Source organism: Mesorhizobium sp. M7A.F.Ca.CA.004.06.1.1 (genome assembly GCF_003999135.1).
Classification (GTDB): domain Bacteria; phylum Pseudomonadota; class Alphaproteobacteria; order Rhizobiales; family Rhizobiaceae; genus Mesorhizobium.
The window spans coordinates 1-13573 of sequence record NZ_RZPQ01000073.1 but is presented as its reverse complement, the minus strand read 5'-3'; the positions used below and the strand labels follow the sequence as shown (position 1 = coordinate 13573).

The 13573-nt window shown below is 62.3% G+C and carries 13 protein-coding genes; 9 read left to right on the top strand and 4 right to left on the bottom strand.

What is annotated here, in order from left to right; genetic code table 11:
* Window positions 1–176 precede the first annotated feature (176 nt).
* The 3 genes from EN906_RS07370 to EN906_RS07360 form a co-directional block, all read right to left on the bottom strand.
* Entirely contained in the window at window positions 177–659 is a 483-nt protein-coding gene (locus tag EN906_RS07370) for a DUF2852 domain-containing protein (protein WP_127266800.1), read from the bottom strand.
* Window positions 660–777: 118 nt separating this feature from the next.
* Window positions 778–1920, bottom strand: coding sequence for a benzoate/H(+) symporter BenE family transporter (locus EN906_RS07365; RefSeq protein ID WP_127266801.1), 1143 nt, complete (start codon window positions 1918–1920; stop codon window positions 778–780).
* Window positions 1920–2690, bottom strand: a complete 771-nt coding sequence (locus EN906_RS07360) for an alpha/beta hydrolase (RefSeq protein ID WP_127266802.1) — start codon at window positions 2688–2690, stop codon at window positions 1920–1922. The genes EN906_RS07365 and EN906_RS07360 overlap by 1 nt, the downstream gene beginning before the upstream one ends.
* A 205-nt stretch (window positions 2691–2895) precedes the next feature.
* Here EN906_RS07360 and infC point away from each other — a divergent pair, with 205 nt between their 5' ends.
* The 8 genes from infC to pheT all read left to right on the top strand — a co-directional run bounded on the left by infC (window position 2896) and on the right by pheT (window position 9970).
* Window positions 2896–3432 (top strand): translation initiation factor IF-3, encoded by a 537-nt coding sequence (gene infC / locus EN906_RS07355; protein WP_013528312.1) that lies wholly within the window; start codon window positions 2896–2898, stop codon window positions 3430–3432.
* A gap of 128 nt (window positions 3433–3560) precedes the next feature.
* On the top strand, window positions 3561–4187 hold the full coding sequence (locus EN906_RS07350; RefSeq protein ID WP_127266803.1) for an isoprenylcysteine carboxylmethyltransferase family protein: 627 nt from the start codon (window positions 3561–3563) through the stop codon (window positions 4185–4187).
* Window positions 4188–4329: 142 nt separating this feature from the next.
* Window positions 4330–4974: an isoprenylcysteine carboxylmethyltransferase family protein gene (locus tag EN906_RS07345; protein ID WP_127266804.1), complete on the top strand. Its 645-nt coding sequence runs from the start codon at window positions 4330–4332 to the stop codon at window positions 4972–4974.
* A 182-nt stretch (window positions 4975–5156) separates the two neighbouring features.
* Entirely contained in the window at window positions 5157–5360 is a 204-nt protein-coding gene (rpmI, locus tag EN906_RS07340) for a 50S ribosomal protein L35 (RefSeq protein WP_006201248.1), read from the top strand.
* A 145-nt stretch (window positions 5361–5505) separates the two neighbouring features.
* Complete coding sequence (rplT, locus tag EN906_RS07335; RefSeq protein ID WP_013528310.1) at window positions 5506–5907, top strand: 50S ribosomal protein L20; 402 nt, start codon at window positions 5506–5508, stop codon at window positions 5905–5907.
* A gap of 141 nt (window positions 5908–6048) precedes the next feature.
* Window positions 6049–7146 (top strand): phenylalanine--tRNA ligase subunit alpha, encoded by a 1098-nt coding sequence (gene pheS / locus EN906_RS07330; protein ID WP_127266805.1) that lies wholly within the window; start codon window positions 6049–6051, stop codon window positions 7144–7146.
* Window positions 7143–7565 (top strand): GFA family protein, encoded by a 423-nt coding sequence (locus EN906_RS07325; protein WP_127266806.1) that lies wholly within the window; start codon window positions 7143–7145, stop codon window positions 7563–7565. Before pheS ends, EN906_RS07325 begins: the two co-directional genes overlap by 4 nt.
* A complete protein-coding gene (pheT, locus tag EN906_RS07320; RefSeq protein WP_127266807.1) occupies window positions 7562–9970 on the top strand; it encodes a phenylalanine--tRNA ligase subunit beta in 2409 nt (802 codons plus the stop codon). Before EN906_RS07325 ends, pheT begins: the two co-directional genes overlap by 4 nt.
* A 78-nt stretch (window positions 9971–10048) precedes the next feature.
* Here the strand turns inward: pheT and EN906_RS07315 are convergent, their stop codons facing one another.
* Complete coding sequence (locus EN906_RS07315) at window positions 10049–12529, bottom strand: autotransporter domain-containing protein (RefSeq protein WP_164748778.1); 2481 nt, start codon at window positions 12527–12529, stop codon at window positions 10049–10051.
* A gap of 273 nt (window positions 12530–12802) precedes the next feature.
* On the opposite strand from EN906_RS07315, the gene EN906_RS07310 reads away from it, so the two are divergent.
* A complete protein-coding gene (locus EN906_RS07310; RefSeq protein ID WP_127266809.1) occupies window positions 12803–13405 on the top strand; it encodes a nucleotidyltransferase family protein in 603 nt (200 codons plus the stop codon).
* Window positions 13406–13573: the final 168 nt, after the last annotated feature.

The window sequence follows — 13573 nt, the reverse complement described above, 5'->3', positions numbered from 1 at the left end:
CGGCGACGCAATATTCGCGCTCCACGACAGGCGTGGGCTTGGGCTTTGTCAGATTGCGAAAGAAGCCGAGAGTCATGGCGGGACGATACGCGATTCGAGAAAAACGACTAGAACAAAAAAGAAACGGCGCCGCTCGCGCGACGCCGTTTTTTCACGATGTGGCCAGTCGCTTGGCCTCAGTCGTCAAGCAGGTTCGAGCCCTTGCCACGCTTGGTGGTCGTCGTTCCGGTGCTTGGATCGGTCTTCGTCGGAGCCGTCGACTTGTTGCGGTTGGCCATGAACCGGTCGAACTCGTCCTGGTCCTTGGCGCGGCGCAATTCGCGGGCATACTCGTCGAACTGGGTCAGCATCTCGTCGAGCTTGCGGCGCTCTTCGTTCAGCCGCTCAAGTTCCTTTTCGCGCCAGTCGTCGAAAGCGACGTTGCCGGTGCGGGCGGAGCCATTGCCCCAGCGCGCGGCCTTGTCGGAACCGCGGCGGCAGCCGGCGAAGATGCCGTCGGTCGCGCGGTTGACGTCACGCTTGAAGCCATCGAGGCGGTCGCCCCAGATGATGTAGGCGAGCATGGCGAAGCCGAGTGGCCAGAACACCATGAAACCTACAACCATCAACGCGATGGTTGCCGGCGTCCAGGCCGGACGGATCAATGCGGATGCGTTCATTTTCTCCCATTCCTTCGGTTGGAGACAGCCAAATCCGGGCTGCGTGGAATCGAAATGGGAAGAGAAAAACGGCGATTCAAGACAATGTCCGCCAAATCCGGACAAGCATCTGAAATGATTATCGCTTTTTGATCATATCGAGGAAAAGCACGACCAGCCCGGCAATCAGGCCCCAGAATGCGGCGCCAACGCCGAACAGCGTCAGACCCGACGCGGTGACGACAAAGGTGACGGTGGCGGCCATGCGATCCGCCTCTTCCTTCAGCGCGATAGACAGCGCGTTGGCGAGCGACGCCATCAGCGCCAGGCCTGCCACCAGCACGATCAGGCTCTGCGGCAGCACCGCGAAGATCGCCACCAGCGAAGCGCCGAAAATCGCAAAGATGAGATAGGCGAGCGCATAGAACGGCCCGGTCTTCCAGCGCTCGGCGGGATCGGGGTGGACGTCCGGTCCGGTGCAGATCGCCGCCGAGATCGCCGCCAGATTGGTCGTCGAGCCGCCGAACGGCGCCGACAGCAACGAAAACAGGCCCGTGACGCCGATCAGCGGGCCGGGCTCCGGGTGATAGCCGGCGGCGCGCAGCACGGCGAGGCCGGACAGGTTTTGCGACGCCATGGTGACGAGGTAGAGCGGCAGTGCCAGGCCGATCACCGCCTTGGTGGTGAAGTCAGGCGCAATCAGCGTCAGCGTCGACAGTTCCGGTGTCGGCAGGCCACCGACACGGCCGGTGAGGAAAGCGGCGAGGCCACCGCCGATCAGAACCGCCAGCACCGACAGCGCCGGGTTGAACAGCCTGATAACGAAGAAGGCAGCGATCAGCGGCAGGATCAGCCACGGGTCGATTGGAATGGTTTTCACCGCATTGAGCGCGAAGGTGACGACGATGCCGGCCAGCATGCCCGAGGCAACGGAGGGCGGTATCCTCGAGATCAGCTTGGTCAGGGGCCGAAACAGCCCTGTGGCGATCAGAAGGACGCCGGTGACGATGAAGGCGGCGACGGCCTCGCTCATCGAAAAGCCGCTCGATGCCGCGATCAGCGCCAGGCCCGGCGTCGACCAGGCGGTGATGACAGGCATTTTCGTGCGCCATGACAGCCACAGGCTCTCGATCGCCATGGCCAGGCAGATCGTCGTCACCCAGCTTGCCGTCTCGATCTGCGTCGCACCGACTGCGGTGGCGGCGGCGATGACGATGGCCAGCGTGCCGCCGAAGCCGACGATCGCCGCGACGAAGGCGGATATCGGGATGGAAAGGCGCATCAGTTTCCCCTCTGCGCCATCGCATCGACAGCCCTAACCAGCATGTCGAGATCCTGCGGTCGCGACAGGCGATGGTCGCCGTCGGGGATCAGTGACAGTGTCACGTCGTCGGCGGGCAGCAGGCTGACCAGCTTCAGCGCATGGCTTGCCGGCACATCTGCATCGGCCAGGCCCTGCAGGATGTGCACCGGGCAATGGGTGTCGATCGGGCCTGTCATTGTCAGGTTGTCGCGCCCGTCCTCGATCAGCGCGCGGGTGTAGATGTAGGGTTCCGTGGAATAGTCCGACGGCTCTTCGAAGAACCCTTTTTTGGCGAGATCGCGCTTCTGCGCCTTGGTCAGCACCGGTTCGACCAGTTCGGCGGTGAAATCCGGGGCCGGCGCCAGCAGCACCAGGCCGGCGACGTTGCTATCGCCTGCCTTGCGCAATTCCTGCACCATGCGCAGCGCGATCCAGGCGCCCATCGAGGAGCCGACCAGGATCTGGCTGCCCCGGGTGAAATGCCGGAACACGGCAAGGCTTTGTGCAAGCCATGTCGAAATCGTGCCGTCGGCGAAGGCGCCGCCGGATTCGCCATGGCCGGAATAATCGTGGCGCAGGAAGGCTCGGCCCTCGCTTGCCGCCCAGTCCGACAGCGTCTGAGCTTTCGTGCCCAGCATGTCCGACTTGTAGCCGCCGAGCCAGACGATGCCTGGCGCAGAGCCAGCAGTATGGCGCACCGCGATGCGCGATCCATCTACATCCAGAAAGATTGGGGGCGTGGCAGTCATGGCTTTTCCTCAACGCCGGTCTTGTGACACGGACGGTGGCGTGGCGAAAAGTGCTCACGATGTTGTTTGTTTGGTGCAGAGCAGCGATCAGGGTGATTTTCTGTCAATGCTGTGCTATTGACTCCGCCCGCGCGCTCACCACATTGGCGCGTCCATGCATCAACACTGACAGACCCTGAACGAAACGGCCAAGGAGACCACGACCATTCGCAGACCTTTCAAAGCAGCGGCGCCGACCAAGGATGGCCCGCGCTCCAACCGTGACATCCGGGTTCCCCGGGTCCAGCTTATCGACGCCGAAGGCCAGAACCGCGGCGATGTTTCCATCAACGACGCATTGCTGCTCGCCGAAGAGGCTGGGCTCGATCTCGTCGAGATATCGCCCAATGCGGTGCCCCCCGTCGTCAAGATACTCGATCTCGGCAAACTGAAATACGCCAACCAGAAGAAGGCGGCCGAGGCGCGCAAGAACCAGAAGGTCATCGAGATCAAGGAGATCAAGATGCGCCCGAACATCGACAGCCATGACTACGAGACCAAGATGAAGGCGGTTCGCCGCTTCTTCGAGGAAGGCGACAAGGTCAAGCTGACGCTGCGCTTCCGTGGCCGCGAGATGGCGCATATGGAACTCGGCATGCAGCTTCTGAACAAGGTCCGCGAGGAAGTGGCGACGATCGCCAAGGTCGAGGCGGAACCGAAGCTCGAAGGCCGCCAGATGATGATGGTGCTGTCGCCGCGCTAGAGCGATCCCCGTCAAAAGCAAAGGCCGCTTCGGCGGCCTTTTGTTTGTTTTGTCTTCGCCATGATTTCTCCGCAAGTTGCATCGACAAGGATTCTGGTTGCCGGTCCTCGCGGCAAAAGGATTCTGCCATGACCGCTGCGGCACGTTCTACGAGTGAAATGGGTCGCTATCAGCGGCGCCGGCGCGTCCTGCTGGCGCTGCTAATCGGTGCTTTTTGCGCTTTGCTGATCTTCGGCGGCTCCCCGCACGATGAACTAACCCACGAACGCATAGAGGCGCACGGGATCGCCCTGATACTGATCGGGATCGGCGGCCGGCTCTGGTCGATCCTCTATATCGGCGGCCGCAAGTCGGCCGAAGTGGTTGCAACCGGCCCATATTCGGTGATGCGCAACCCGCTGTATTTTTTCTCCACCGTAGCAGCCGTCGGCATCGGCACCCAGACCGGCAGCGCGATCGTCGCGGTAGCGTCGGCGGTTTTGTGCGCGGCCGCGTTCCACATCGTCACGCTGCGCGAGGAACGGCATTTGACGACCGTGCTCGGGGCGCCGTACAAGGACTACGTCGCACGGGTGCCGCGCTTTTTTCCCAATCCCCGACTTTATCGCGATCAGGCCGAGGTCACCTTCACACCGCGCATCTTCAATCACACGCTGCGCGACAGCTTGATGTTTCTGGTTTCCATACCGTTTTTCGAACTCATCGAGTCCGGACAGGAAAGCGGTGTAATTCCCGTCCTCTTCTGGCTGTATTGAGCGGCGGTAGGCAGTCAAAAAAGGCGACGTGCATTAAATCCGCCTGAATTATCCTGCAAGTCATCCCAACGATCGGCGAGGCCCTGTTTTCTTGGCCAGAAGCTGCGATCGCCGGCAAATTTTTCGACGATCGGATTCCGCCATGGTCAATGAAATCAAGTCTGCGCCCGTCGAGGCACACGGGCTGGGCGGCTATCAGCATATGCGCCGCATGGTGCTTGCGGTGCTGGTGGTGGTGCTGTTTCTGGCACTGCTGTTCGGCCAATCAAGTTTTCCGCCTGAAACCTGGGTGCATGAGTCGATCGAAATGTTCGGCGTGCTGCTGATTTTCCTCGGCATCGTCGGGCGCCTTTGGGCGACGCTCTACATAGGCGGGCGCAAATCTTCCGAGGTGGTGACCGGTGGGCCCTACTCGATAACCCGCAACCCGCTCTATGTGTTCTCGACCGTAGCCGCGGCCGGCGTCGGTGCGCAGATCGGCTCGTTCTCCGGCATCATTCTCTTTGCGCTGCTGTGCGCGGGTGCCTTCCACATCGTCATCCTGCGCGAAGAGAAGTTCCTCAAGGAAGCGCTCGGCGCGCCGTACCAGGCCTATCTGGAGAAGGTGCCGCGCTTCTTCCCGAAGCTGTCGCTCTACCAGGAGGGCGATACGGGCAGCTTCAAGCCCCGCCTGCTGCTGACCACGCTGCTCGACGGCCTGGTGTTTCTCATCGCCCTGCCGGCCTTCGAATTGATAGACGGAGCCCAGCTGTCAGGCATGTTGCCGGTCTGGTTCACGCTGCCCTGACCAAGGACACAGCGCCGCATCTCCACAGGTGTTGCGCGCGGGCCGTCTTTAACGTATAGGACCGCCGTTCAAGAAAACCGCCCGGCAGGGCATGCCGTGGCGGTTTCATTTGCTTTTCGGGCTTTGGTCGGCCCGAAGCGAACAAGAAGCGCGATAGTGCGCCAACAATACGGAGTAGCAAAATGCCCAAGATGAAGACCAAATCGGCCGCCAAGAAGCGGTTCAAGATCACAGGTACGGGTAAAGTCCTGTCGGCTGCTGCCGGCAAGCGTCACGGCATGATCAAGCGTTCCAACAAGTTCATTCGAAATGCCCGCGGCACGATGGTTCTGGCTGAACCGGATGGCAAGAAGGTCATCAAGAATTTTCTGCCGAACGGCCTCTAAGGCGTGATGCCAAAAAGTTGCAGACTTTTTGGATAACATCCCGCTCAAATAAGGCATTCGGTCTGGACACGCATTTGTTTTACGCAATTCCGAACGGAAAACCGCAAGGCACTTTTCCTGGAATTGCTTTTAAGGAGATCATGACATGGCACGCGTAAAAAGAGGCGTCACCTCGCACGCCAAGCACAAGAAGGTCCTGAAAGCCGCGAAAGGCTTCTACGGCCGCCGCAAGAACACCATCCGCATCGCCAAGCAGGCGGTGGAAAAGTCGCTGCAGTACGCTTACCGCGACCGCAAGAACCGCAAGCGCTCGTTCCGCGCGCTGTGGATCCAGCGCATCAACGCCGCGACGCACGAGCATGGCCTGACCTATGGCCGTTTCATCGACGGCCTCAACAAGTCGGGCATCGAGATCGATCGCAAGATCCTGTCGGACATGGCCATCCATGAGCCGCAGGCTTTCGCAGCCCTGGTCGCCAAGGCCAAGGTGGCGCTCGAATATCTGAAGAACACCACGCCGAACGCTTTTGAAAGCGCTGTCGCCTAAGACCAGCGCTTCCCAAGCATTCGCAATTCTGATTTGGGGAACCCGCGCTGGCACGGCTGGCGCGGGTTTTTCTTTTGCCTGAACTTCAACTTAAAAGTGACTTTCACTTAGAGCTGATTTCCAACGTAGCGAGTTTTGACCGTGAACGACGCAACCACTGGCCTGGATACGCTTGAAAACTCACTTCTGGCCGAAATCGCCTCGGCCGCCGATGAGCCGGCCATCGAGGCCGTGCGCATCGCTGCTTTCGGCAAGAAGGGCGCCGTGTCCGAGATGCTGAAGACCCTTGGCGCCATGACCGCCGAGGAGCGTCAGGTCAAAGGCCCCGCAATCAACGGACTCAAGAACCGCGTCACAGATGCGCTGACGGCGCGCAAGGCCGAGTTGAAAGATGTGGCGATCACCGTGCGCCTCGCCGCCGAAAAGGTCGATGTGACGCTGCCGGTGCGGCAGTCGCCGGCTGAGCGCGGCCGTATACACCCGATCAGCCAGGTCATCGACGAGATTGCGGCGATCTTCGGCGACCTCGGATTTTCCATCGCCGAAGGTCCCGATATCGAGACCGATTACTACAATTTCACCGCGCTGAATTTCCCAGAAGGCCATCCGGCGCGCGAGATGCACGACACCTTCTTCTTCCAGCCGGACGAGAAGGGCGAGCGCAAGCTTCTGCGCACCCACACTTCGCCGGTGCAGATCCGCACCATGGAGACGAAGAAGCCGCCGATCCGCATCGTCATTCCGGGCAAGACCTACCGGCAGGATTCGGATGCCACCCACTCGCCGATGTTCCATCAGGTCGAGGGGCTGGTGATCGACAAGACGGCCAACGTCGCCAACATGAAGTGGGTGCTGGAGGAGTTCTGCAAGGCCTTCTTCGAGGTGCCGCAGGTCAAGATGCGCTTCCGGCCGTCCTTCTTCCCGTTCACCGAACCGAGCCTCGAGGTCGATATCCAGTGTGACCGCTCCAGGCCCGGCGAAGTGCGCTTCGGCGAAGGCTCCGACTGGATGGAGATCCTCGGCTGCGGCATGGTGCACCCCAACGTGCTGCGCCATGGCGGGCTCGATCCGGACGAATATCAGGGCTTTGCCTGGGGGATGGGCATAGACCGTATCGCCATGCTGAAATACGGCATGCCGGACCTGCGCGCCTTCTTCGATGCCGACGTGCGCTGGCTGTCGCATTACGGGTTCAGGCCGCTCGACATGCCGACGCTGTTCGGAGGCCTGAGCGCATGACAGCGCCCTATGCCGGCGGCTGCCGCTGCGGCGCCGTGCGGTTCGAGGCATCAGTCGAACCGCATCACGTCAGCTATTGCCATTGCGGCGATTGCCGGCGGGCCAGCGGCGCGCCGATGTCGGCCTTTGTCGGCTTCCTGGTCGATCAGGTCGCGTTCACCGGCAAGGCGCTGAAGATGTATGAGAACGGCCCGGTGACGCGCTCCTTCTGCGGCACCTGCGGCTCACCCATCGCCTATGTCGACGAGCGGCTGGAGGACGACATCTACTTCATGCTCGGCGCCATGGATGCGCCGGCCGATTTTGAGCCGACGCAGCATGCCTATGTCAGCGAACAGCTTGCCTTCCTGCATATATCCGACGACCTGCCGAGACATCTGAAAACAAGCGTCAAAAGACCAGACGGAACAGTCCCATGAAATTCACCCTCTCCTGGCTCAAGGACCACCTAGAGACCGACGCCACGCTTGACGAGATCGTCGAGCGGCTGACCTCGATCGGCCTCGAAGTCGAGCATGTCGACGACAAGTCGAGCCTGAAACCCTTCGTCATAGCCAGGGTGTTGACGGCGGTGCAGCACCCCGATGCCGACCGGCTGCGCGTGCTGACCGTCGATACGGGCAACGGCAAGCCACCCGTGCAGGTCGTCTGCGGCGCGCCCAATGCGCGGGCCGGCCTGATCGGCGCCTTTGCCGCGCCCGGCACCTATGTGCCCGGCATCGACGTGACGCTGACGGTCGGCAAGATCAGGGGGGTCGAAAGCCATGGCATGATGTGTTCCGAGCGCGAGCTGGAACTGTCCGACGAGCACAACGGCATCATCGACCTGCCTGAGGATGCGCCTGTCGGCACCAGCTTCGCTGCCTATGCGCACATCGACGATCCGGTCATCGAGATCAATTTGACGCCGAACCGGCCGGATGCGACCAGCGTCTACGGCATCGCCAGGGATCTGGCGGCGAGCGGGCTTGGCCGCCTCGTCGGCGGCGCCATCATGCCGCATGTCGGCAACGGCATGTGTCCGGTCAAGGTAACGATCGAAGCGCCGGAGCTCTGTCCCGGCTTCGCGCTCAGGCTGGTCAAGGGCGTCAAGAATGGGCCGTCGCCAAAATGGCTGCAGCAGCGGCTGATCGCCATCGGGCTGAGGCCGATCAGCGCGCTGGTCGACATCACCAATTACGTCACCTTCGACCGCGGCCGCCCGCTGCATGTGTTCGACGCCAGCAAGGTTGCCGGCAATCTCGTCGTGCGCCGCGCGCGCGATGGTGAAAAGGTGCAGGCGCTCGATGGCCGCGAATACACGCTGACGCCGGAAATGTGCGTCATCGCGGATGACAACGGCGTCGAGTCCATCGCCGGCATCATGGGCGGCGAGCATTCGGGCTGCGACGAGAACACATCAGATGTGCTGATCGAATCCGCCCTTTGGGATCCGATCACCACGGCGCGCACCGGCCGCACGCTCGGCATCATCACCGACGCGCGTTACCGTTTCGAGCGCGGGGTGGACCCCGAATTCATGGTTCCCGGCGTCGAGCTGGCAACGAAACTGGTGCTCGATTTCTGCGGCGGCACGCCGACCGAAATGGAAGTCGTCGGTTATGCCGGCCACAAGTCGAAGATCGTTTCCTTCCCGCTTTCGGAAGTGAAGAGGCTGACCGGCATCGAGGTTCCCAAGGCGGAAAGCCTCGACATCCTGTCGCGCCTCGGCTTCAAGCCGGAGGGATCGGGCGATGTGGTCAATGTCGCCGTGCCGTCCTGGCGCCCCGACGTCGACGGCAAGGCAGACCTGGTCGAGGAAGTCATGCGCATCCATGGTGTCGACAACATCGCACCGCAGCCGCTCGGTGCGCATGACGCGGTCAATGCAAGGATCCTCACCACGCTGCAGGTCCGTACCCGCACCGCCAAGCGCGCGCTTGCCGTGCGCGGCATGATGGAAGCCGTCACCTGGTCGTTCATTCCGGCCAAGCACGCCGAGCTGTTCGGCGGCGGCCAGACCGCGCTGAAGCTCGCCAACCCGATCGCCGCCGACATGTCCGACATGCGGCCGTCGCTGCTGCCGGGCCTGATTGCTGCTGCCCAGCGCAATGCCGACAAGGGCATCGGCGACGTGGCGCTGTTCGAAGTCTCGGGCACCTATGAGGGCGACGGCGCCGACCAGCAGCGGCGCGTGGCCGCCGGCGTGCGCCGCGGCACCGCCAAGCTCGACGGCTCAGGCCGCAACTGGGCCGGCAATTCGGGTGCGGTCGGCGTGTTCGACGCCAAGGCCGACGCGATCGCCGCACTGGAAGCCTGCGGTGCGCCTGTCGACCGGCTGCAGATCGAGGCCGGCGGCCCGGCCTGGTATCATCCCGGCCGTTCCGGCACGATCAAGCTCGGTCCGAAAACCGTGCTCGGCACCTTCGGCGAATTCCACCCGAAGACGCTGGAAGGCCTCGATGTTTCCGGCCCGCTGTGCGGCTTCGAAGTGTTTGTCGATGCCGTGCCCGAGCCGAAGGCCAAGCCGACGAAAACCAAGCCGAAACTGGAACTGTCCCCCTTCCAGGCGGTCAAGCGCGACTTCGCTTTCGTCGTCGACAAAACGGTCGAGGCCGGCACGCTGGTGCGCGCGGCGCTCGCCGCCGACAAGAAGCTCATCACCGCCGTCTCGGTCTTCGACATCTTCGAAGGCGCTTCGCTGGGCGAGGGCAAGAAATCGATCGCCATCGAAGTGTCGATCCAGCCGGTTGAAAAGACACTGACCGACGAGGATTTCGAGGCACTGGCCAAGCGTATCGTCGAGAATGTCGGCAAGCAGGCCGGTGGCGTTCTGAGGACGTAGCGCCCAAGGCGACTGAACTGTTAGCGATGGGGCTGCTCATCCGTCTACGGGACGGATAAGCAGCCGTTGCCGCAATGGTCAGAACCCGCCGCCGACCCTCAGGCCAAAGGCATGGCTGTAGCTGTCTTGAAAGCCGATTGTGCCGCGATAATCGAGCCCGATGGATAACCCTTGGTGCAGCAGCAGATCGGCGCCCAGGCCGATCATCACCTGGTCACTCGCCAAAGGCTGCGTCTGGAAGCCATAGACAAGGCCATCCGGACTATCCGCGTAGCGGATATCGACGTCGCTCGAGCCGGAGAATTCGTGAGTGTATTCAAACCGGAAGCGTGGTGTGAAGACGCCGAGGGCCACCGGCATGTCATAGCCGCCGGCAAGGCCAAGCGTGCCGCCGAGGCTGTCGACGCTCTGCTTGCCGAAGCTCAGCGAATAGATGCCTGCTCCGGTTTCGGTAAACGCGTCGAGGCTCGAAGAGGATGCCGTCAACCTGGCGAACGGAGTGAGTCGCAGCCCGCCGACGCTATGATCGAAACCGGCAGTCAGCGAGCCGAAAATCTGGTCGCCGTCACGCTGACCGTCGGCAAAGCCGCCAACACTTGTCACGAAGCGCTTCGAATCGAAGCTGAACGAACCGTAGCCGGCCAGGGCATCGAGAAACAGGTTTTCGGCCGGGCGATAGCTTGCATAGAGCGTCGCGCTGTAGGCCTCGCCGGAACTCTCGGTGCCATTGCCGCCAATGTCGCTGTCGTCGCTGGAGTAGCCGACGGCCAGACCGGCGACGAAACGGTCGTTGAAACGGTAGTCGATGCCGGTGGTCATGTTGATCGAAACGGAGTCCCGCTCCGCGCTATCATCAGGCGAACTATGGCCGAGATCGATGTGGCCGCCGGCCCACAAGCCGAAGCCCAGCTTTGCCGCTTCGCCCCCACAATCGGATCCGTCTGGAAAGTCGACGCTGGCGGCATTGCCATCGGCGCCTTGGCCAGACAGTTCGAGCCCATTCGCAAAGGCCTTGCGGCACGCCTCGCTTCGCAAAGCGCCCATGCGATGGTTGATATTGTCTGTCTGCCCGGCGGCGAATTGCTGCACCGCTTGCGCCTGGGCATTGAGCAGCCCGGCGACCTCCGGATCGTCGGAGGGGTCCGGCCGCGTGGTGACGGTGATGGTCACCGTGGCCGGATCGGAAACGCCGCCGGGGCCGGTCAGTGTGTACGTTACGATGACGGTGCCTGAAAACACCGGCGAGGACGCGAAGGTCAGTAGGTAGTTGGGCGCGCCGGACAGCGTCGCCGTGCCGCCCTCGGCGGGGGCGCTGGACATGATCGCCGCGGCGCTGAATGGTTCGCCGGTAGCACCCGGCGTCAACGGCAGCGAAGCTGACATGCCGGCAACGATCGTCATGGTCAGTGACGGCGCCGTCGGTCGGGGCGCCGCAGCGATGTCCAGCGTATACTCGCGCCTTGCCCTGTTCTCGGAGGTGTCGAACACATCGACGGCAAAGGCAAATGATCCGCTCTCGGTCGGCGTGCCGCCGAGTGTGCCATCGGTTGCGAGCGAAACGCCTTCGGGCAGATTTCCGATGATCCGCTGAAACGTGTAAGGCGCGCCCACACCGCCGGTTGCGGTCAGCATCTGGCTATAGGGCTGCCCAACCTGGCCATTGGGCAAAGCTGCCGGTGAAATTACGATGGGCGGGCCAGTGGTGATCGCAAGCGTGTAGTCGCGTTCGCCGTTGTTGCCGACATGGTCCGTCGCCCGAATCCTGAAACTGTAGACGCCGGGGACCGCTATGACCGGCCCGGAGAGGACGCCGGCACTGCTGAAGGCGACGGGCATGGAGCCCGAAACGATCGAGAACGTAAAGGGGCCGCCAGCACCACCCGAAGCCGTCAGCGCCTGGCTATAGGGCTGGCCAATCTGCGCGCCGGGCAAGGCAGCTGGTGAAATGACGACCGGGTTGTCCGCGATCACGATGGTGTAGTCGTGTTCGCCGCTGTTGCCGACATGGTCTGTCGCCCGGACCCTGAAACTGTAGACGCCGGGGGCGGCTATCACTGGCCCTGAGAGGACGCCGGCACTGCTGAAGGCGACGGGCATGGAGCCCGAAACGATCGAGAACGTGTAGGGACCGCCAGCGCCACCCGAAGCCGTCAGCGCCTGGTTATACGGCTGGCCAATCTGCCCGCCGGGCAACGCAGCAGGCGAAATCAAGACCGGGTTGTCCGCGATCACAATCGTGTAGTCGCGTGTGCCGGTGTTGCCGACCTGATCTGTCGCCAGGACTCTGAAATTATAGGTGCCGGGGGCGGCTATCACTGCCCCGGAGAGGACGCCGCCGCTGCTGAAGGAGACCGGCGTGACCCCCGAAGTGAGCGCGAACGTGTATGGCCCGCCAGCTCCGCCTGAAGCCATCAGCGTCCGATCATAGTGCTCACCAACTCTCCCATCCGGCAGCGTGGCCGGGGAAATCACGATCGGCTCCGCCGCAGCACTTGCATTGAGCGAGGCTGCGATCAGAACGCAGAAGGTCGCGGCAATCCAGAACCACTTCGCAGTCAATTTTGCCCTGTCGATCGGTCCTCTCGACGATGCTGCTGGCCAAACCGACGATATCTGCATGCCCAGGCTACCCCAGCCGGTGTGGAAAATTCCAATAGCAATCGTCCATGCCGGCAGATGGGCAGACGCGCATAGTCGTCAGATGACGAGGGTGGGGCTGTTTTAGGGCCAGGCCGAGCATCATGGTCCGGTCACGTTGCAATCTGGCCACATCTTTGGTGGCGCTATGGGCGAAGCATTGCGGATACTTGCCGAATCGCTCTCCAAAGGGCGATGGATCCTCTCTCCTATTCGGGCCTTCCTCTTGAAGAGCAGCGCGCGGCATTTCTCGCCATCGTGCTTGCCGACCCGCTGTTACGCGACGCGCTGGCGCGGGCTCGCACGCTCGACCTGCCGGACTGGCTGGTGGTTTCCGGCGCGCTCTACAACAGTGTTTGGAACCATCTGACCGGCAAGCCTTCGGGGTATGGCATCAGGGATGTCGACCTGTTCTACTTCGATGACAGCGACCTCTCCTACGAGGCCGAGGACGCCGTTATTCGCCGCGCGGAGAAGCATTTCGAAGGACTGCCGCTGCCGGTCGAGGTGCGCAATCAGGCGCGGGTGCATCTTTGGTATCCGCAGAAGTTCGGGTGGCCTTGCCCGCGCTATTCGAACGCCAGCGATCCCGTCTGCTATTTCGCGTCGAAGACGCACGCCGTCGGGGTTCGATACGATGCTGACGGGCAGCTGGTGTTGGTGGCGCCGTTCGGGCTGGATGATGTTTTTTCGTTCCGCATCACACCGAACCGGGTGATGGACAATCAGAAGACGCATGAGGCGAAGGGCAGACGCGCCCAGGAGTATTGGCCGGAGATCACTGTCGTGCCTTGGTAGGAAATGTCGGCAGGGCAGAGGGCGCGCTTCACGCCAGCGTCTCCCACCTTTTGCACCGCGCTGCGTACGAAAAGGGGGCGCCCGGCGCCCCTTTCGCTTACTCGCAGTTTTTACCCATTCACCAGCGCCAGCAACTCCTCAGTATAGCGCTTGCCCATAGCCTTGTTG

Excerpts from the sequence above, each read along its gene's own strand:
- EN906_RS07370 (WP_127266800.1), bottom strand. The coding sequence starts at position 659 with ATGAACGCATCCGCATTGATCCGTCCGGCCTGGACGCCGGCAACCATC.
- EN906_RS07365 (WP_127266801.1), bottom strand. The coding sequence starts at position 1,920 with ATGCGCCTTTCCATCCCGATATCCGCCTTCGTCGCGGCGATCGTCGGC.
- EN906_RS07360 (WP_127266802.1), bottom strand. The coding sequence starts at position 2,690 with ATGACTGCCACGCCCCCAATCTTTCTGGATGTAGATGGATCGCGCATC.
- EN906_RS07350 (WP_127266803.1), top strand. The coding sequence starts at position 3,561 with ATGACCGCTGCGGCACGTTCTACGAGTGAAATGGGTCGCTATCAGCGG.
- EN906_RS07345 (WP_127266804.1), top strand. The coding sequence starts at position 4,330 with ATGGTCAATGAAATCAAGTCTGCGCCCGTCGAGGCACACGGGCTGGGC.
- rpmI (WP_006201248.1), top strand. The coding sequence starts at position 5,157 with ATGCCCAAGATGAAGACCAAATCGGCCGCCAAGAAGCGGTTCAAGATC.
- rplT (WP_013528310.1), top strand. The coding sequence starts at position 5,506 with ATGGCACGCGTAAAAAGAGGCGTCACCTCGCACGCCAAGCACAAGAAG.
- EN906_RS07325 (WP_127266806.1), top strand. The coding sequence starts at position 7,143 with ATGACAGCGCCCTATGCCGGCGGCTGCCGCTGCGGCGCCGTGCGGTTC.
- pheT (WP_127266807.1), top strand. The coding sequence starts at position 7,562 with ATGAAATTCACCCTCTCCTGGCTCAAGGACCACCTAGAGACCGACGCC.
- EN906_RS07310 (WP_127266809.1), top strand. The coding sequence starts at position 12,803 with ATGGATCCTCTCTCCTATTCGGGCCTTCCTCTTGAAGAGCAGCGCGCG.